The organism is Chromatiaceae bacterium, from assembly GCA_024235395.1.
In the GTDB taxonomy this organism is placed as follows: Bacteria; Pseudomonadota; Gammaproteobacteria; order Chromatiales; family Chromatiaceae; genus Thiosocius.
Window position 1 is genome coordinate 585,304 of record JACKMK010000002.1, and the last position, 18,349, is coordinate 603,652.

The following is an 18,349-nucleotide window of genomic DNA, read 5'->3' on the forward strand; positions in this document are numbered from 1 at the left end:
GACCCTCAACGTGCCTTGACGCGAAAACGCCCGCCCGGCACGGCAAGGACCACACCTTCCCGGGTGATCTCCTCGAGATAGGGCCCCTCGACGATGCGCTCGCCCTCGCGGTATTTCTTCATGTTGAGCAGCACGAATCGGCCCGCCGGTTGCTCGTGGTAGACGTGCGCGTTCACGGCCAGCCGACCCTGAACCTGTCGATAGATCCCGTCGGGAACCCGCGGCCACACTGGCAGGCTCTTCCAGGCCGGTTCGGACTGTGCCGGCGGGTTGCCGGCCGTCGCTGACTCGACCGGGTCGGGGCGCGTGGGCGGCGACGGGGCGGCGGATACCGGAGTGGGGGCCGGTGACGGGTCCGGCAGCGGCAACGCGGGCAACGGGTCCGGCGCGGGCCGGGGTGGTTCCTCGGCGAGCGCGGATCCGCTGGGCGGCGATGGCGGTACCGGCAGAGGCTCGGGCAGTGGCAGCGGCCGCAGGGGGCGCCGCGCGGGCACGGGTGGCGGCAACACGGGATCCGCGGCGGGCACACCTGCGTTTTCCGGTTCGCCGCGCGGCTCGACGACCGGCGCCTGGATCTCTTGCTCGAGCTGTGCCGCCGGTGTCGAGGTCGGGGCGATGCCGTCGCCGCTCCCCTGCAGGCCGCGCCACCACAGCCCGGCGACGACCAGGGCATTCAACAACAGCACGCCGGCGAGCACCCAGGGCCAGCGTCGCGGCGGCCGTGGTGGCGGCGTCTCGTGCGGGCTGCCGATCCCCGGAACCCTACCGAGTTCGCGCTCCCGTTCCGCCTTCTTCAGTGCCTCGAGGATGTACGACATGCGCTCACTCCGACGCGGCCGTTGCGGCGCCGACGAGATACGGGATCTCCGGATCGGCGACGAGGTTGTTCAGCACGATGAACGTATGGGCGCCCGCGATGCCGTCGGCGACCAGGCCATGCGCACGCTGCAGCGCCTCCACCGCGACCTTGAGCGACTCATCGTAAAGTGCGGGGTCCGCCGTGGCGGCATCTGCCGGGTAGTTCGCCTTGGCGACCCGTTCGCGCAGCCAGCGCACACCCGCACCGCGCATCCCCGGCCGCAGCACCAGGTTGCCGGACGGCGGCGTTTTCCACAGCAGGCGGTAGGCGCCGTACCACCGGCTCTCGATCTCGCCCGCCGGGATCCAGAGCGCCTCGCCGTCGACCTCGACGGCGACCCGGTCGCCATCGATCCGGAGCAGCACCACCGCGACCGTCCGTCCGTCGTCTGCCTGCAGCAGCAGCACCGCCGGTCGATCGAAACGACGCAACAGGCCCCAGCTCCCGGCCCCCTGCAGGCAGCTCAGGCCGCCACCGGGTGCCTGTGCGCAGGCCTGTTCGTCGGTCGCCGCCGCCGAATCGTAACCCCACAGTCGGTATAGCCCTGCCCAGGCACGCGCTGCGGCAGTGCTCCCGGCGGTGTCCAGGTGCTCGGCGAGCGACGGCTCGGGTATCGGTTCGGCCGGCATTGCAGGCTCGGGTGTGGCCTCCGGCATGACGTCGACCGACTCGGCTGTCTCTGACGCCGCCGGCGCCGCTGCCGGCGGGCCCGATGGGATGGATGCGGATGCCGGCGGGGAGGGTGGAAGTGCCGGCGCCTCGCCGGTCCGTCCCGGCGGTGACGGGGGCAGGACCGGTTCCGCGAGCGGGACGGGCGTGAGACCGCTGATCGGTGAGCCGCCCGGCGGAGACAGGTAATACCCGAGCCCCAGCACGAGGCCAAGACCGAGCAACAGCGTCAACGCCTTGCCGAGGTATCGTGGCGACCGCCGGGCCTGGTCTTGACCCGCCATCGGCAACACCTCGGTGGCCGCTCTGCGCACGATCCTGGGGTCGATCGCGTGCCTGCCCTCGGCGAAGGCGCCGAGCATCGCGCGGTCGCACAGGACGTTGATCAACCGCGGCACCCCCTTTGCGAGGCGGTGGATCAGGTCGATCGCGCGCTCGTCGAACACCGCTTTGTCAGAACCGGCGAGCCGCAGGCGGTGGCGGATGTAGGCGGCCGTCTCGGCGCGCGAGATCGGCTGCAGGTGGAAGCGTGCGGTGATGCGCTGTGCAAGCTGGCGCAGGTCGTCGCGCGCGAGCAGCTCACGCAGCTCCGGCTGTCCCACCAGGATGATCTGCAGCAGCTTCGCGTTCGAGGTCTCGAGGTTGGTCAGCAGGCGCACCTGCTCCAGCGTCTCGGCGCTCAGGCACTGCGCCTCGTCGATGATCAGTACCGTACGCCTGCCGGCGGCGTGGTTCGCGAGCAGGTAGGTATTGAGCGCGTCGGTCAGCACCTTGATGCTGGTGGTGTCTTTCGGGTAGGGGATCTTCAGTTCGTCGCACAGGCTCGCAACCAGTTCCAGCGCCGAGATGCGCGGGTTCAGGATCAGCGCGACCTCGACCCCCTGCGGCAGGCGTTCCACGAGGCAGCGGCAGATCGTCGTCTTTCCGGTGCCGACCTCGCCGGTCAGCTGCACGAAGCCGTCCCTGTTGCGCACGCCGTACACGAGGTGGGCCAGCGCCTCGCGATGCTGCGGGCTCATGTACAGGAAACGGGGGTTCGGCGCGATCGAGAACGGTTGTCGCGACAGCCCGAAGTGCCTGTTGTACATGCTCCACCGTCTCGCCTGTCCGAACCCGCTCGCTATTATGCCGGCAACCGCAGACCGCGACCGGCGGGATGCGGATCGCACCCGTGCTCGCGCGTCGGTGGCGTCCGGGAACGCCGGTCAGGCCTTTCCGACCTGTTCGGCTAGAAACGCCTGCAGCCGGGACAGCAGCGCGTCCAGTGCGCGGTTGGCCGCCTCGACGCCGGCGAGGGGCGTGCGTTCGCCGATCGGTTCGCTGACATCCAGTGTCGAGGTGGCGATGATCCGGGCATTGGGAACGTCGATCAGGGTGACCCGCAGGACCAGCCGCAGTTCGCTCGGCTGCAGGCTGCACCGCTGCACGAGCTGCATCAGTCTGCTCTCCAATCGCATGTCGACGCGCGCACCGCTGCCCGCGGTGACCACGCTGCGGAACAGGCCGCTTTGCGCCGCCGCGCGCACCAGCAGCGGATCGAGCATCCGTGCCGGCGCATCCACCCAACGGTGATTGGCGAAGTATTCGAGCTCGTGTGGGTGGCGCATGTAGGCCATGTCGGAGCCGTCGTAACCGGGCGCCGCGAGCACCGGGCTGACCAGCAGGACCGGACCGGAGGCAACGATCGAAGGGGCCGGCTCATCGCCATTCCACTCGAGCAGATAGGTATGTTCCAGCGGTTCGTCCGGCTGCTGCAGGAGCAGGGGATTGCAGGCCGCCGACACGATGGCCAGCACGCCGATGGACAATGGACGCCATACGGACATGCCGTTACTCCCCCGGCCCCGGCGGGCGCGACGGTCTGCCCCTGAGGAGCACGGCCGGGTCGCGCTCGAGCTGTTCGCTGAAACGGCGCAGGTTCTCTGCCGCGCGCCGCAGCTCGTTGATCATCACCGCCGCCTCCGGCAGCGTATCGCCGGTGAAGCGCTGCAGATCGCGGTCACGCGCCCGGACCACCTCGCCGATGGACAACGCCGAGGCGTGGACCCCGTCGGCCATACGCTCCAGCGCCACTGCCGACCGGTCGAAGCGGGCGACCAGGTCCGGCAGATCGAGACTCGCGGTCCGGGTGTTCGCGGCCGTCACGGAGAGATCGTCCAGAGCCGCGGCGAGTCGTTCCGAACGACCGGCCAGTGCGACGCTGAGCCGTTCGATCTGCGCCAGCGTATGGCTCAGCCTCGACTGGTTCTGCTCGCTCAGTACACCTTTCAGCAGCTGCGATACCTCGGTGAGGTTGGCGACCAGTTCCTCGACCGCGCGATCCAGCCGGCCCCATGCCGATGGGCGGCTTTCGATCACCGGGTACCTGTCCCCGGGGCGTGCCTCGAGCAGCGGGGAATCACTGTTCCCGCCACTCAGGTTGATGAATGCCAGGCCCGTGAGCCCCTGGGTCTCCAGCGTCGCCCGGGTGTCTTCCAGCACCGGTGTTCCCCGCTCGATCTGCAACAGCAGGCGGACCTCACCCGGGTGTTTCGGATTGAGGCTGATGTCACGCACCCGACCGATGTCCACGCCGTGATACTTCACCGCACTGTCTTTGCTGAGGCCGGATACCGACTCCTTCATGTACACCAGGTAGGTGCGATAGGCGGGGCCGCTTCCGCCGGCGCTCAACCACAACACCAGGCCGATGAAGGTGAGCGTCAGGGCGATCACAAACAGGCCCATCAGCACATAGTTCGTCTTTCTCCTCACGCCGATGCCTGCGCCGCTCGCCCGCGTGGGCCTCGAAAGAATCGTACCACCGCCGGATCCTCGGAGCGCGCGAGGGTCTGCATGCTGCCTTCCGCCAACAACCGGCCCTCACCCAGCAACACCACGCGGTCCGCGACGCGCCACAGCGTATGCAGATCGTGGGTCACGAGGACCACCGTGGGATCGAGTGCGGCCTTCAGGTCCAGGACCAGTTCGTCGAAGGCATCGGCACTGAGCGGGTCGAGGCCGGAGGTCGGCTCGTCGAGAAAAAGCAGCGCTGGGTCCATCGCAATCGCGCGCGCCAGAGCGACACGCTTGCGCATCCCACCGCTGAGCTGGTTTGGAAACAACAGGCCATCGGCGGCACTCAGTCCGACCAGGGCCAGCTTGAGGTTGGCGATCTCACGTACCAGAGCGCCGCCAAGCCGGGTGTGTTCACGCAACGGGAATGCGACATTTTCCAGCACGCTGAGCCCACCGAAGAGCGCGCCGTTCTGGAACAGCACACCGATATGGCGACGTACGCTCAGCGTATGAGCGGCTTGCAGGTCACCGATCGTGTTCCCGAGCACACGCACACTACCGGAGGTCGGCTGCAGCAGCAGCGCCATCTCCCGCAAAAGCGTGGTCTTGCCGCTGCCACTGCCTCCGACGATCGCCAGCGTCTCCCCTTTGCGAACGGCGAGGTCGATATCCTGGTGCACCAACCGGTCGCCAAAGCGCATCGTGAGGTTTGATACCTCGACCACGCTGTCGGTCGGTGCAAGAGGCATGGTGTCGATGGTCATATCCCCAGGCGGCTGAATGCCACCGAGAATGCCGCATCGATGACGATCACCGCCAGGATCGACTGGACCACGCTCGTCGTCGTCCGCCGCCCGACGCTCTCGGCACTGCCGATCACCTGGAATCCCTGGAAGCAACCGATGGTCGCGATGACCGCGGCGAACACCGGGGCCTTGCCTATACCGACCAGGAACGAGTCGATCGATACAGCCACGCCGAGGCGCTCGATGAAGGTGGCGAAGGCGATGTTCAGCTGGATACCCGACATCACCATGCCACCGACCACGCCCATGATGTCGGCAAACACGGTGAGCAGCGGCAGTGCGATGATCAGCGCGAGCAGTTTCGGCAGCACCAGCAGATCCATGGGCGGCACTCCCATGCTGCGCAAGGCATCGACCTCCTCGGTGACCTGCATGGTGCCGATCTGCGCGGTATACGCGGAACCGGTACGTCCGGCGACGATGATCGCGGTAATCATCGGAGCGAGTTCACGCACCATCGACAGCCCGACGAGATCGGCCACGAACAGATTGGCACCATACTGGCGCAGCTGAACGCCGCCCTGGTAGGCGATCACGATCCCGAGCAGAAAGGCCAGCAGGCCGACGATCCCCAGCGCCTGATGGCCGGCCGCCGCGAGTTCGTCCGCGATGGCCGCCCAGCGTATGCGCCGCGGGTGCACGAGCTGGCGCAGCCAGGCGCTGCCCATCTCACCGATGAACGCCAGCAGGCCGATGCCGGCCCTGAACTGCTCGACACCCTTGCGGCCCAGGTCCTCCACGGTGCCGGGCGGTATCGGTGGTTCGGTCGGACCGGTGCGCGATGCATGGTCACGTACCAGCTCGAGGAGGCCGGTCGCCTTGTCCGAAAGGCCGTCGATCTCGACCCGTCGTCCATCGCGATGCAGTTCGTCGAGCAATCGCTGCAGGAACAGGGCACCGCCGGTATCCATGCGTTCGACGGCCGTCAGCTCGGCTCGCAGGGGACCGTCCGGCCAGCGCACGCGGGACAGCGCTCCCTGCAGGTGCTCGAGGTGGCGTACCGTCCAGTAGCCGCTGCAGATGAGCGTCGAACCATCGAGCTGCATGCGTGCGGTACGCGAATCGTGTCTGCCGGGGTCCTCCATAGACACCAAGTTTTGCATAACCGGGAAGGATTGGCGTGGGGTCGTCTCCGTCGGCGAGGTGCCGCAAGGCGATGTCCGAATGGCGGAGAACGCCCGCTCGCCCGGATTGCGCCACAGTCGTCGACAGGCCAACCCTGGGCCTGCGACCCTGGCAAGGGGTGGTTTCGCTGTTCTAGGGGTCGAGGTCGCTCGCGGCGTGCGCACCGCGATAGTCGCCGGTGCGCAGTCTGCCGGCGAAATCGCGATCGTGGTCGGGCAGATCGTCGAATGGCCCCAGATCGATCGTGGGGCCGCGCAGGCGGCCCGGCAGCGGTGCGAGATCCAGATCGGATAGTGGCGCGTACGGCCGCCGCAGAAACGCGGCCGCCTTCGCGTAAGGTGCGGTGACATTGTCGGATTGCCAGCCGCCCTGCAGAGGGGCGGCAGCAAACACCGCGTTGCCGATCAGGTCCTGCCCTTCGACCGCGCGCTCGGTATCACGCAGCACCCGGATGCCCATCTCCGGCTTGACGACGGTATTGAAAAATATCCGCACCCTGCGCGGGATATCGTTGTGTGGTTGGATGGCCACAGCCGGAAAACGATTGGCGTGCTCGTCGAAAAACAGGTTGTCGTACAGGGCGATGTTGCCTTCGCCCTGGAACAGGGCTTCGCTTGGATTCTGGAAGAAGACATTGCCGTAGACCAGGTACTCGTCATCCTTGCCCGGCCCCTGCAGCGGCCAGTGTCCGACCAGGACGTTCGGCCGCGCCATCGGGCCGGTGGACGCACCCCGCTGTTTCACGAACAGGTTGCGGCGGATGATGGTGCGCCGCGGTTCTGCCGGGATACCCGCGACCGCCGGACGTGGCCGCTGGTGCTTGACCTGGAGGCTGTACCCGATGGTGTCGACGACATGGTTGTGTTCTATCAGACCGCCGACAAAGGGGTCGCTGCCGTCGGAATCGCCGAAGTACATCCCTGTGCCGACGCGCTCGATGCGGTTGCTGCGTATCACCCAGTCCCAGGCCGGACACTTGGTCGAGATGCCGACCGATTGCTGGTTGTCGACCAGGTCGTGGATATACAGGTTCTCCAGCGTGATGTGGTGCGCAGAGGTCGCATACCCTTCGGCCTTGACCCCGTCGACGAAGGCGCCGCGCCCGTCGATCTCCAGGTCGCGCACGGTCACGTAGCTGGCGTCGGCGATGCTGACGACGTTCCGATCGGGTCGGGCGACGAATACCGCGGGGTCGTCGCCGGTCGGTCCAGCGATCACGATCGGGCGCCCGGGCGCACCATGCACGCGATGGATCGACAGCCCGTGCCGATAGTGCCCCGGGGCAAGCTGCAGCCGGTCGCCCGGTCCGAGGCGACGCAGCTGCAACAGGTAGTCGTCGGGGCCGGCATGAAACACCTCGGCCATGACGGCGTTCAACCAGCCACCGAGCGCCAGGGCCAGCGACACTCGGGTCCACCATCGCGTTCTGCGCGCCGAGCCGTCCATGACCCACGATGTTAGACCGCCAGCCGCGGTTCGGCGATGGCTCCCGCCCCCGTCTGGCAGGACCAGCCGGCGATGTACCTCCTGGGGTTTCAGGACAGACACCCCGGCCACGCCGTGCCGACGGATGAGCGATGGCAGGGGGGCAACGTCTGTTGGCCGCGGGCCCTCGTGCATCCGGGGACGTCGCCGGCGGAACACGGCACCTATTCGTCGCGCAAGGCCGCCACCGGATCGAGACCGGCCGCGCGGATCGCCGGTGTGACGCCGGCGAGCAGGCCGATCGCGACGGCGATCGCGAACGCCAGCAACACATAGTCCCAGGCGATGTGCGTGGGCAGTCCCGGTACCGCGGCCCCGACCAGCCAGGCGCCGCCGATTCCGAGCAACAGGCCGGCGACCCCGCCGAGCCCGGCGAGCACCACCGCCTCACCGAGGAACAGCCCGACGATCTGGTTGCGCCCGGCGCCCAGTGCGCGCAGCAGTCCGACCTCGCCGGTGCGCTCGTTCACCGAGATCGTCATGATCGTCAGGATGCCGATACCTCCGACCAGCAGCGATATCGCGCCCAGCGCGCCGACCGCCAGGGTCAGGACCTCCAGCACCGAACCGAGGACCTCGAGCATCTGGTCCTGGGTGACGATCGTGAAGTCTTCGCTGCCATGCCGTGCCGTGAGCCGTTCGCGAATGCGTTCGGCGAGTCGCTCGGCGTCCGCGTCCGCGTGATACAGGATGTCGACCTCCATCAGGCTCTCGCGGTCGAACATCGCCATTGCCCGACCAATCGGGATGTACACGGTGTCGTCCAGGTCGAAACCGAGCATCTGTCCCTTCGGCTGCATGCTGCCGATGATGCGGTAGGTCTCGCCACCGACGCGGATACGCTCGCCGAGCGGCGAGCGGTCGCCGAACAGTTCGTCGCGCAGGGTGCTGCCGAGCACTGCGAACGGACGCGCACGGCGTGGCTCGTCGTCCGGCAGGAAACGTCCGAGCACCGGCTTGATCTGCCATACCTGCGGCACCTCGGCCCCGGTACCGAACACCGTCGTGCGTCGCGTGCGCCCGCCCGCTTCGACCGCCGCATTGCCTTGCACGAACGGCACCACGGCCTCGACCTGCGGCAGCCGGGTGAGCGCGTGCGCGTCGTCCAGGCTCAACGGGCGCACGTTGCTGATCACCGCGCCCGAGAGACCGAAGGTCTCGGTCTTGCCCGGGGAGATCGCGATCAGGTTGGTGCCGAACTGGGTGAACTCCTGCACCACGAAGCGTTGTACGCCTTCGCCGATCGCGGTCAGCAGCACGACCGCCGCGATACCGACCGCGATACCGAGCCCCGTCAGCAGGCTGCGTGTGCGGTGCGCGACGATCGCGCTACCGGTCAGATGCAGCAGGTCACGCAGCAGCATCCGGTCACCTCCCGGTGAGTGCGCGTACCGGGTCGAGGCGCGCGGCGCGGCGTGCCGGCAGCACCCCGAAGACCAGACCGGTGGCCAGCGCGACACCCACCGCGGCGGGTGCCGCCCAGGCCGGTGGCGCAACCGGGAACGACGGGAACAGGTGGCCAAGCACGGTCACGCCGGCGAACGCGATCAGCACCCCGAACGCGGCGCCGGCGCCGGCCAGCAGCACCGATTCGACCAGGAACAACCGCAGCACCTGGCGCTCCGGGGCGCCGAGCGCCTTGAGCAGTCCGATCTCCGCGACCCGCTGCGATACCGCGACCAGCATCACGTTCATGATCAGGATGCCGGCGACCGCGAGGCTGATCGCGGCGATACCCCCGACCGTGTAGGTAAGGGCGCGCAGGATGCCCTCGAAGGTTTCGAGCAGCGCGTCCTGGGTGATGATGGTGACATCGTCCTCGCCGTCATGACGCTCGCGAATCACCTCGAGGGCGGCCTGCTTCGCGGGTTCGATGTCTGCCTGGCTGCGTGCCTGGATCAGCACCCGGAACAGCGAGGGTGCATCAAACAGGCTCTGTGCGGTGGCGACCGGAATCACCGCGATGTCGTCGACATCCTGGCCAAGCGATTCACCGCTCTCGGCGAGGACCCCTATCACGCGGAAACGTCGGTCGGCGATACGCACCCACTCACCGAGTGCACGGCGGTTGCCAAACAGTTCCTTGCGCAGGCCCGAGCCGAGCACTGCGACGTTCAAGGTGCGTTCCGGGTCGATCGCCGGCAGTGGCTGGCCGCTGCCGATGCGGAGGTGCCGGATCGGGAAGAAGTCCTGGGTTGCTCCGATGATGTTGACCTCGCGTTCGCGGTTGGCGTACGACACCGGGGCATTGCCCAGCGACAGCGGTGCAACCCTCAGGATGCTGCGCTCGCGCTGCAGGGCCAGCGCATCGTCCAGCGTCAGGTCACGCGGTGTCTCGCCGAGCAGTGGCGGCGGGCCGCCGGTGGTCTCCGACCTTCCCGGCAGCATGATCAGCAGGTGGGTCCCGAGCTGTGCGAACTCGCCGACCACGTAGCGGCGGGCCCCCTCGCCGAGTGCGGTCAACACGATGACCGATGCGACCCCGATGCTCATCGCCAGCAGCATCAGCAGCGTGCGGGTGCGTGCTCCGGCCAGCGATCCGCCGGCGAAGCGCAATTGATCAAGTGTCCGCATTTCCCGCCTCGTCGCGTTCTATGCAGCCGTCCACCATGCGTACTCGACGTCGTGCGCGACGCCCGATCGCCGGGTCGTGGGTGACCACGACCAGCGTGATGCCCGCAGTGTTCAGGCGCTCGAGCAACGCGATCACCTCGCTCCCGGAATGCTGGTCGAGGTTGCCGGTCGGTTCGTCAGCGAGCAGCAGCTGTGGCCGCATCACGATCGCACGGCCGATTGCGACCCGCTGGCGTTGACCGCCGGACAGCTGATCGGGACGGTGGTGCGCGCGCTCCACGAGGTCCAGCGACTCGAGGACCTCGCGTACACGCAGCGTGCGCTCGTGCGGCTCGACGCCGGCGAGCAACATCGGCAGTCCGATGTTGTCGGCCGCGGTAAGGCGCGGAATCAGATGGAACGCCTGAAACACGAAACCGATCTGGTTGCGGCGCATCGCCGCGCGCCGGTTCTCCGCCAGCCCGGTCGTCTCGGTGCCGTTCAGCCGATAGCTACCGGCATTCGGCCGGTCGAGCAGGCCCAACACGTTCAGCAGCGTGGATTTGCCCGATCCCGAGGGCCCCATGACCGAGACGTAGTCGCCATCGGGGAGTGTCAGATCGATCGCGTGCAACGCATGGACGACCTCTTCGCCGACGACGAAATCGCGTTCGATGCCGGTCAGTTCGATCATTCCGCCGCTGTCGCCTGCCGGCGCGCCTGGACCCCGTCCGCAAGCCCTTCGCGGTCGACCGTAGTGACCACCAGGTCGCCTGCGTCGAGGCCTTCGAGGATCTCGGTGTAATCCCAGTTCGCGGTGCCCGTCTCCACGGTGCGTTGTTCGATCAATCCGGTGGCGGGGCGGAACAGGAACACCGTGCTGCCGTCGATCAGCGCCTCGGTCGGGATGCGCAGGGTGTCGCTGCGCACATCGAGGATCACCTCGACATCCGCGGAGTAACCGGCCAGCAGCTGCGCGAGGTCCGCGGTATTCACGAACTCGATCTCGACGTCGACGGTGCGCGCCTGTTTCTCCACGTCCAGGACGTAATCGGCGACACGGCGCACGCGGCCGTCGAAACGCTGTTTGCCGAATGCGTCCAGTGTCACGCGCGCGGTCTGACCGACCTCGATGCCGGAGACGTCGACCTCGTCGATGGGCGCGGTCATGTAGAAACACCGGTTTTCGATCAGGTCGATCGCGGGTGGCGTCGGGATGCCGATCGGGGAGGGGGTGACGAACTCGTTCAACTCGCCGTTGATCTCGGCGACCACGCCATCGAACGGTGCAATGAGTCGGGTCTTTTCCAGGTTGGCCTCGGCGACACCGATCTGCGCCCTGCGCACCGCGGCGGTCAGGCGTGCCGCTTCGCACGCGGCATCACCTGCGTTCGCGGTCGACACCGCCTGGTCGACCTGCTCCTCGGAGACCAGCTTGCGGGCAAGCAGTTTCTGCTGCCGGTCGGCCTCGCGGCGTGCCTGTTCGGCCTCGATACAGCGTGCGCGCGCGGTGGATGCGGAACTCGCCGCCTCCTGTCGGGCCAGGTCCAGTTGCGCGGTCAGGTCCTTGTTCCACAGCTCCAGCAGCAGCTGTCCCTGCTTGACCGCTTCGCCCTCATGGACGGGCAGCTTGGCGATCTGTCCCCCGGTGCTCGGGGACAGCTTGGCACGCCGGCATGCCTTGACCGTGCCGGCCCGGGTGTTGGCGACGGTCTTTTCGACCGTCCCGCGCTCTACCGCGGTGACAGCGACCTCGATCGGCTGTTCGCGCGTGGTCCACCAGTACCACAGGCCCGTCAGGGCGATGGTCAACGAGATCAGCAGCCACCGACGTATGGCGGTTGACTTGGCCATGACCGGTCCTACCCGAGTTGCCCAGATCCACGCCAATTATCGCAGGTCGGCCGCCCGGCAGCGACGACCAGCGGGGCCTCGCCGCCATGACCCGGTGTGTTGTGTACCGCGCTCGACGCCGCAGCGCCGGATCCATGTCCGGCGGCAGCGAGGGCGGGGCTCAGAAGTAATAACCGAAGTTGATGTTGAAACGGTACTGCCAATCGTCGTCTTCGTTGGCACCGAGTCGATCGCCGAAGCCGGTTTCCCCGCCGACGAATTCATTGCCGTTGGAATACGCGAGATCCGTGTAGATGTACCAGCCGCCGCGTCCCCAGGCTGCACCCAGGGTTACCAGTTCGCTGTCGTTGAAATCGCTTTCATCCTTGACGACCGCGCTGTACTCGACATAGGGGATCACGTAGTCGAGCCAGGCCAGCCCCGGGGTCTCGTGGTAGTAACTGAGGGAGATCGCCGGGATCCAGGCCTCGGTGGCCGCGGTGCTGGGGAAATCGTAGGCGCCAAACTGCACAAGCTTGTCGGTGCCCAGCGGCTGGTCCGCGTCCACGTCGATCTCGTAGCGTGTCAACTGTGTCGCGAGGGTGAAATTGTTCCACTTGTTGACCATGTGCACCGAGGCCGCAAACTGGTCGCCGTCGTCCTGTGGTCCTTCGCTCGACAGTTGTCCGTACTGCAGTGAGACGCCGAGGTCGGTCGGCACCGCGACGTCCTTCATGCTGTAGATCGCACGCGCGTTGAGCTGGTTGCGTTCCTCGTAGCCATCGCCACTCTCGTTGACGACGTCGTACGAGTAGCGGGCGCTATCGCGACTGTCGCCGGCCCCAGTACCTTCATCCGAATAGTAGTAGGCGACGTCGAAGGTCCAGTTGCCAACCGGTTGCGTGTATTTGACGCCGAGGTCCATATCGTCGGAGAGCCCGACGTAATAGTGCTGGTCGAAGAACCAGCTTTGAGATACGCCGTACGGCCCTGGCCCGAACGGTACGCGGTTCACGCCGACCTGTACCTGGCCGCCGTTATCGAAGTCGTACCCCAGCCAGGCGGTACGCACGAAGTTGTACCCGTTGTAGAAACGGTACTCGGCCTTGCCTAGAAAGGCATCGTTTGTGTAGTCCAGGTTGACCCGAAAGGTATCCAGCGAGAAATCACCGTAGTCGCCTTCCGCCCTGGAAGGCCCTCCGGTCGCGTCGCCGTAGTCCCCGACCGCGTAGTTTGCACGGATCGCCCCGCCGATCTTGAGGGTGCCGCCTGTGGGATCGGTGATCTCGATCTTGTCCGGCCCGAGATCGTTGGCCGCGGCCATCTTCTCTTCCGCCGCCTGCTGTGCGGACTTTGCCTGCTCGAGTTCAGTGCGCGCGGCCGCGAGCTGGCGCTCCAGTTCGGAGATTCGGGCCTGGAGTGCCGCGGCGCCCTGATCGGCGGCCATCGCTGACAGGGACAGGGTCAACGTGGCCGCGAGGGCACCCGAAGTCAGCACGGCTTTCGCTTGTTTGGAACGAGGCATGAAAGTCTCCTCTCGGTGTGTCGATGCTTGGTGTTGCAAGCGCAATGGTTTGCGGTTGGCCGGCGGTCGCGTCTTCGTATGAGCAGGCGATGGCGGTGGATGATCCTGCGCGCTGTCACACGGGTAGACGCACGTCCGTTCGCTCGCCTTACCGTGTCGCAAGGTGGGCGAGTCTGATGGATGGGAAACGCAAAACAATTAGAATTAAAACTAAACGTAACCGGGCCAAGCCTAGCACTGTTGCAACAAAAATGCGTTCGCGGGACATAAAGCGCACGATCCCGCATTGCCACTGAACGGCATAACACTTAGAATTCAAAACGTCACAAGCGACGCCTCGTTGCGTTGAGGCGACGTCAAGCTCACAGAGCGGCGGCACTCCGGTGTCCCACGTCTGGGTACGAAATCTCGATGAAAAGGGTCCTTCCGGACCTCGTCGCACCGCTCCTGCCGCTGTTGGGTGGTCGGTCAATCCGTCGCAGGGACCGACGAACACGAAGTTCACGTCATCGCACCACGATCTTGAAGGCCGTGGTGCATCGAATCACCAGTCGGCACGCCAACCGGGAGGAGTCGATGCCTCATCGTTACGACACAGACTACGAGATCGGGCAGGACAACATACGTACCTGGGGAATGGATATTCATAATCCGGTATTCCTGGTCTCAGCGCTGCTGGTGTTGGTGTTCGTGATCGGCACCATCATGTTTCCCGAATCGGCCAAACAGGCATTCGACGGATCCAAGGGATGGTCGATCGACAATTTCGACTGGCTGTTCCTGGTCGCCGGCAACATCTTCGTGCTGTTCTGTGTGTTGCTGGTGTTCCTCCCGGTGGGTGGCATCCGGCTTGGTGGCGTGGATGCCCGGCCGGAATTCTCGACCGTATCCTGGTTCGCGATGTTGTTCGCTGCGGGTATGGGGATCGGCCTGATGTTCTGGAGCGTGGCCGAGCCCACCGCCTACTACACGGGTTGGTACGGTACGCCGCTGGGAGTGGCCAAGGACACCCCCGAGGCCGCAGAGCTGGCGATGGGCGCGACGATGTTTCATTGGGGCCTGCACCCGTGGGCGATCTACGCCGTCGTCGCGTTGTCTCTGGCGTTCTTCACCTACAACAAGGGTCTGCCGCTGACGATTCGTTCGGCATTCTTTCCGTTCATCAAGGATCGTTCCTGGGGTTGGTTCGGGCACGTCGTCGACGTCGTTGCCGTGATGGCGACGATCTTCGGCCTCGCGACGTCACTCGGCTTTGGCGCGCAACAGGCGGCTGGGGGTCTCAATTATCTTTTTGGTGTGCAGAACACCATCAATACGCAGATCGGGATCATCATCGCCGTGACAGGCGTCGCCATCGTGTCGGTCGTGCGTGGTCTCGACGGCGGGGTCAAGATCCTGAGCAACATCAACATGAGCCTGGCGTTGTTGCTCCTGCTGTTCGTCATCATCGTTGGCCACGGTTTCGGCATCTTCTCCGGCCTGTATGGAACCGCTGCGGCCTATCTGAACAACGTAATCCCGTTGAGCAACTGGATCGGCCGTGAAGACCAGACCTTCTACCATGGTTGGACGGTGTTCTACTGGGCGTGGTGGATATCGTGGTCGCCTTTCGTCGGCATGTTCATCGCGCGGGTCTCGAAGGGCAGGACGGTGCGCGAGTTCATCATCGCGGTGTTGTTGATCCCGACGCTGGTAACGGCCGTGTGGATGACGGCGTTCGGAGGCGGGGGCCTCGAACAGGTCATGGCCGGTATCGGCCAGCTGGCCAACGGCATCTCGGACGTGGAACTGGCCCTGTTCCAGATGCTGGAGAATCTCCCGTTGGCGACCCTGACCTCATTTCTCGGGATTGTGCTGGTGCTTGTGTTCTTCATCACGTCGTCGGACTCGGGATCGCTGGTGATCGACAGCATTACGGCCGGGGGCAAGCTCGACGCGCCGGTGCCGCAGCGAATCTTCTGGGCGACGATGGAGGGCCTGATTGCGGGTGCCTTGCTGTTCGGTGGTGGCGCCGATGCGCTGGGTGCATTGCAGGCGGCTGCGATCAGCGTGGGTCTGCCGTTCACCCTGGTCCTTCTGGCGATGTGCATCGCGCTGTATATGGGCTTGAGTCACGAGCGTCGATATGTGCTCCAAGCGACTGACTGATGGCGGGTTGCCGTTGGCGGTGCGGACAGTCGCAGGATCGGTGCCCTCCGGTGCGCATTGGCCAATCGGCGACGTTTTTATCGAAGAATGTCGCCCTTTGCCCGGTGCTGTTCGGGAAAACCGGGGGCGGGACGCAGCGGCGTCGCGGTGCTGAGATACAACGAGCGGGGCACCGCACCGGGGAACCCAGGCACAGTCGTTCGCGCTGTCTTGTAGCGGAGCGGGTTGGGTAGTCAATCCGCCGGGTTGATCTGGTCGAGCACGGCATCGGCCAGGTCGTCGGGACTGTACTTCTGAATGAAGCGGTTGGCTCCCGTTTTGGCAACCATGTCGCGGTTGAACTCGCCGCTGATCGACGAGTGCAGCAGGATATAGATGTCGCCCATTCCCGGCGTCGCTCGGATCGCCGACGTCAATTGGTAGCCGTCCATCTCCGGCATTTCGATGTCCGAGATGATCATCGAAAAGTGGTTCGGCAGATCGACGCCACGTGCCTGCAGTTCGTTGAGCAGTCGCGACGCGTCCTTGCCGTCGTGGCTGAGTACGCATTCGACGCCGATCTGCTCCAGTGCCCGCCGGATCTGGTTGCGCGCCACGCTGGAGTCGTCGACCACGAGCACCCGCTGGCCATGTCCGTCGCCGCGCGCCGAGACCCTATCCGACACCTGGGTCTTGGTTTTGACCACCTCATCGAACACCCGCTCGACATCGAGTATCGCGATCATGGTGTCGTCGATGGTCGTCACCGAGGTCACATAGGTGTTGCGCCCGGTGGCCCTGGGTGGCGGCAGCACCTTGTCCCAACCGGTATGCACGATGCGCTTGACGCTCCCTACCAGGAAGCTGTGCACCGAGCGGTTGTGTTCGGTGACGACGATGTTGGTCGCCGCCAGGTCGGGGTAAGGCGGTTTGCCGATCGCCATGGCGAGATCGATGACCGGCATGTTGCGGCCGCGCAGGTGGGCGATGCCGCGCACCAGGCGGTGCGCACCGGGCACCTGGGTCAGTCGCTGGTAGGGGATGATTTCCTGGACTTTGAAGACGTTGATGCCGAACGTCTGGCTGTCGCTGGTGGTGAAAAGCAGGAGTTCGAGACGCGTACCGGCGACCTCGTTGCTGTGGAGGACCGAATCACTGCTCTGCTTGTCCCGAAAAGCCGGCATCGGATACTCCGGAGGGCTGGTGGCGATGTACGGGCACCCAGTTAGGTCGGTGGGCCGTGCCGCATCTCCCAGCTAGTCGGTGGCACGGACGATAACTTTAATGGCATTTTCGTCTCCCCCGTCGGTCGGGGCGACAGTTTATACTCCCCGGTTTCACCGTTTCCCTGGAGCGACAGATGGCGCAATCGGCAATAAAAAAGGTGGTGTTGGCCTATTCCGGCGGACTCGACACCTCGATCATTCTCAAGTGGCTGAAGGATGTCTATGACTGCGAGGTGGTCACCTTCACCGCCGATATTGGCCAGGGTGAGGAGGTCGAGCCGGCGCGCGCCAAGGCACAGGCGGCCGGGATCAAAGAGATCTACATCGACGACCTGCGCGAGGAATTCGCGCGCGACTTCGTGTTCCCGATGTTCCGGGCCAATGCCATCTACGAGGGCGAGTATCTGCTGGGTACCTCGATCGCGCGCCCGTTGATCGCCAAGCGCCTGATCGAGATCTGCAATGAGACGGGTGCCGACGCGATCTCACACGGCGCGACCGGCAAGGGCAACGACCAGGTGCGCTTCGAACTCGGTGCCTATGCGCTGAAGCCGGACGTCAAGGTGATAGCGCCCTGGCGTGAGTGGGACCTGCTGTCGCGCGAAAAGCTGATGAAATATGCCGAGGAGCACGGCATCGCGGTGGATTTTGCAAAAAAGGGCAAGAAGTCGCCGTACTCGATGGACGCCAACCTGCTGCACATCTCCTACGAGGGCGGCGTCCTCGAAGACCCCTGGGCCGAACCCGAAGAAGACATGTGGCGCTGGAGCGTGTCGCCCGAGAAGGCGCCCGACGAGCCCACCTACGTCGAGTTGACCTACGAAAAGGGCGATATCGTCGCGGTCAATGGCGAGGCCATGAGCCCCGCCTCGGTGATGGAGTACCTGAACAAGGTCGGCGGTGCGAACGGCATCGGCCGTGACGACATCGTGGAGAACCGCTATGTCGGCATGAAGTCGCGCGGCTGCTACGAGACGCCCGCCGGCACCATCATGCTCAAGGCACATCGCGCGATGGAGTCGCTGACGCTCGACCGTGAGGCCGCGCACCTCAAAGACGAACTGATGCCGAAATACGCCAGCATGATCTACAACGGTTATTGGTGGAGCCCGGAGCGTGAGGCGCTGCAGGCATTGATCGATCAGACCCAGCGGGTGGTCAACGGCAGCGTGCGCGTCAAGCTGTACAAGGGCAACGTGATCGTCGCCGGACGCAAGTCGCCGAGCCACAGCCTGTTCGACGAGTCGATCGCGACCTTCGAGGATGACGCCGGCGCCTACAATCAAAAGGACGCCGAGGGTTTCATCAAGCTGAATGCCTTGCGTCTGCGTGTCGGTGCGCGGCGCAGGTCCTGACGGAGTCC

15 protein-coding genes are annotated in these 18,349 nt (G+C 65.6%); 2 read left to right on the forward strand and 13 right to left on the reverse strand.

Going from position 1 to position 18,349, the window contains the following annotated elements:
- Nucleotides 1-5: 5 nt before the first annotated feature.
- The 12 genes from H6955_10690 to H6955_10745 form a co-directional block, all read right to left on the reverse strand.
- On the reverse strand, nucleotides 6-818 hold the full coding sequence (locus tag H6955_10690; protein ID MCP5314019.1) for a general secretion pathway protein GspB: 813 nt from the start codon (nucleotides 816-818) through the stop codon (nucleotides 6-8).
- A gap of 4 nt (nucleotides 819-822) precedes the next feature.
- A complete protein-coding gene (locus H6955_10695) occupies nucleotides 823-2,616 on the reverse strand; it encodes an AAA family ATPase (protein ID MCP5314020.1) in 1,794 nt (597 codons plus the stop codon).
- 117 nt (nucleotides 2,617-2,733) lie between these two features.
- Nucleotides 2,734-3,354 carry a membrane integrity-associated transporter subunit PqiC gene (locus tag H6955_10700; GenBank protein ID MCP5314021.1) on the reverse strand — a complete coding sequence of 207 codons (621 nt, stop codon included), beginning with the start codon at nucleotides 3,352-3,354 and terminating at the stop codon, nucleotides 2,734-2,736.
- 4 nt (nucleotides 3,355-3,358) lie between these two features.
- Complete coding sequence (locus H6955_10705; GenBank protein ID MCP5314022.1) at nucleotides 3,359-4,282, reverse strand: MCE family protein; 924 nt, start codon at nucleotides 4,280-4,282, stop codon at nucleotides 3,359-3,361.
- Complete coding sequence (locus H6955_10710) at nucleotides 4,279-5,055, reverse strand: ATP-binding cassette domain-containing protein (GenBank protein ID MCP5314023.1); 777 nt, start codon at nucleotides 5,053-5,055, stop codon at nucleotides 4,279-4,281. The genes H6955_10705 and H6955_10710 overlap by 4 nt, the downstream gene beginning before the upstream one ends.
- Nucleotides 5,056-5,066: 11 nt before the next feature.
- The gene (locus H6955_10715) at nucleotides 5,067-6,197 is read right to left on the reverse strand and encodes an MlaE family lipid ABC transporter permease subunit (protein MCP5314024.1); all 1,131 of its coding nucleotides are present in this window, start codon (nucleotides 6,195-6,197) and stop codon (nucleotides 5,067-5,069) included.
- A gap of 172 nt (nucleotides 6,198-6,369) precedes the next feature.
- The gene (locus tag H6955_10720; GenBank protein ID MCP5314025.1) at nucleotides 6,370-7,644 is read right to left on the reverse strand and encodes a hypothetical protein; all 1,275 of its coding nucleotides are present in this window, start codon (nucleotides 7,642-7,644) and stop codon (nucleotides 6,370-6,372) included.
- 242 nt (nucleotides 7,645-7,886) lie between these two features.
- Entirely contained in the window at nucleotides 7,887-9,086 is a 1,200-nt protein-coding gene (locus H6955_10725; GenBank protein MCP5314026.1) for an ABC transporter permease, read from the reverse strand.
- A 4-nt stretch (nucleotides 9,087-9,090) separates the two neighbouring features.
- Nucleotides 9,091-10,296 carry an ABC transporter permease gene (locus H6955_10730; protein MCP5314027.1) on the reverse strand — a complete coding sequence of 402 codons (1,206 nt, stop codon included), beginning with the start codon at nucleotides 10,294-10,296 and terminating at the stop codon, nucleotides 9,091-9,093.
- Complete coding sequence (locus tag H6955_10735; GenBank protein ID MCP5314028.1) at nucleotides 10,283-10,969, reverse strand: ABC transporter ATP-binding protein; 687 nt, start codon at nucleotides 10,967-10,969, stop codon at nucleotides 10,283-10,285. Before H6955_10735 ends, H6955_10730 begins: the two co-directional genes overlap by 14 nt.
- The gene (locus H6955_10740) at nucleotides 10,966-12,129 is read right to left on the reverse strand and encodes an efflux RND transporter periplasmic adaptor subunit (GenBank protein MCP5314029.1); all 1,164 of its coding nucleotides are present in this window, start codon (nucleotides 12,127-12,129) and stop codon (nucleotides 10,966-10,968) included. The genes H6955_10735 and H6955_10740 overlap by 4 nt, the downstream gene beginning before the upstream one ends.
- A gap of 160 nt (nucleotides 12,130-12,289) precedes the next feature.
- The gene (locus H6955_10745; GenBank protein MCP5314030.1) at nucleotides 12,290-13,555 is read right to left on the reverse strand and encodes a hypothetical protein; all 1,266 of its coding nucleotides are present in this window, start codon (nucleotides 13,553-13,555) and stop codon (nucleotides 12,290-12,292) included.
- 654 nt (nucleotides 13,556-14,209) lie between these two features.
- On the opposite strand from H6955_10745, the gene H6955_10750 reads away from it, so the two are divergent.
- The gene (locus H6955_10750) at nucleotides 14,210-15,781 is read left to right on the forward strand and encodes a BCCT family transporter (protein MCP5314031.1); all 1,572 of its coding nucleotides are present in this window, start codon (nucleotides 14,210-14,212) and stop codon (nucleotides 15,779-15,781) included.
- Between the two features lie 233 nt (nucleotides 15,782-16,014).
- Here the strand turns inward: H6955_10750 and H6955_10755 are convergent, their stop codons facing one another.
- A complete protein-coding gene (locus H6955_10755) occupies nucleotides 16,015-16,944 on the reverse strand; it encodes a chemotaxis protein CheV (protein ID MCP5314032.1) in 930 nt (309 codons plus the stop codon).
- 176 nt (nucleotides 16,945-17,120) lie between these two features.
- On the opposite strand from H6955_10755, the gene H6955_10760 reads away from it, so the two are divergent.
- The gene (locus H6955_10760) at nucleotides 17,121-18,341 is read left to right on the forward strand and encodes an argininosuccinate synthase (protein MCP5314033.1); all 1,221 of its coding nucleotides are present in this window, start codon (nucleotides 17,121-17,123) and stop codon (nucleotides 18,339-18,341) included.
- Nucleotides 18,342-18,349 lie beyond the last annotated feature (8 nt).

Coding starts and splice junctions, on each gene's coding strand:
- H6955_10730 (MCP5314027.1), bottom strand. CDS start 10,296: ATGCGGACACTTGATCAATTGCGCTTCGCCGGCGGATCGCTGGCCGGA.
- H6955_10690 (MCP5314019.1), bottom strand. CDS start 818: ATGTCGTACATCCTCGAGGCACTGAAGAAGGCGGAACGGGAGCGCGAA.
- H6955_10745 (MCP5314030.1), bottom strand. CDS start 13,555: ATGGCCGCCGATCAGGGCGCCGCGGCACTCCAGGCCCGAATCTCCGAA.
- H6955_10715 (MCP5314024.1), bottom strand. CDS start 6,197: ATGGAGGACCCCGGCAGACACGATTCGCGTACCGCACGCATGCAGCTC.
- H6955_10710 (MCP5314023.1), bottom strand. CDS start 5,055: ATGCCTCTTGCACCGACCGACAGCGTGGTCGAGGTATCAAACCTCACG.
- H6955_10735 (MCP5314028.1), bottom strand. CDS start 10,969: ATGATCGAACTGACCGGCATCGAACGCGATTTCGTCGTCGGCGAAGAG.
- H6955_10725 (MCP5314026.1), bottom strand. CDS start 9,086: ATGCTGCTGCGTGACCTGCTGCATCTGACCGGTAGCGCGATCGTCGCG.
- H6955_10760 (MCP5314033.1), top strand. CDS start 17,121: ATGGCGCAATCGGCAATAAAAAAGGTGGTGTTGGCCTATTCCGGCGGA.
- H6955_10695 (MCP5314020.1), bottom strand. CDS start 2,616: ATGTACAACAGGCACTTCGGGCTGTCGCGACAACCGTTCTCGATCGCG.
- H6955_10750 (MCP5314031.1), top strand. CDS start 14,210: ATGCCTCATCGTTACGACACAGACTACGAGATCGGGCAGGACAACATA.
- H6955_10755 (MCP5314032.1), bottom strand. CDS start 16,944: ATGCCGGCTTTTCGGGACAAGCAGAGCAGTGATTCGGTCCTCCACAGC.
- H6955_10700 (MCP5314021.1), bottom strand. CDS start 3,354: ATGTCCGTATGGCGTCCATTGTCCATCGGCGTGCTGGCCATCGTGTCG.
- H6955_10740 (MCP5314029.1), bottom strand. CDS start 12,129: ATGGCCAAGTCAACCGCCATACGTCGGTGGCTGCTGATCTCGTTGACC.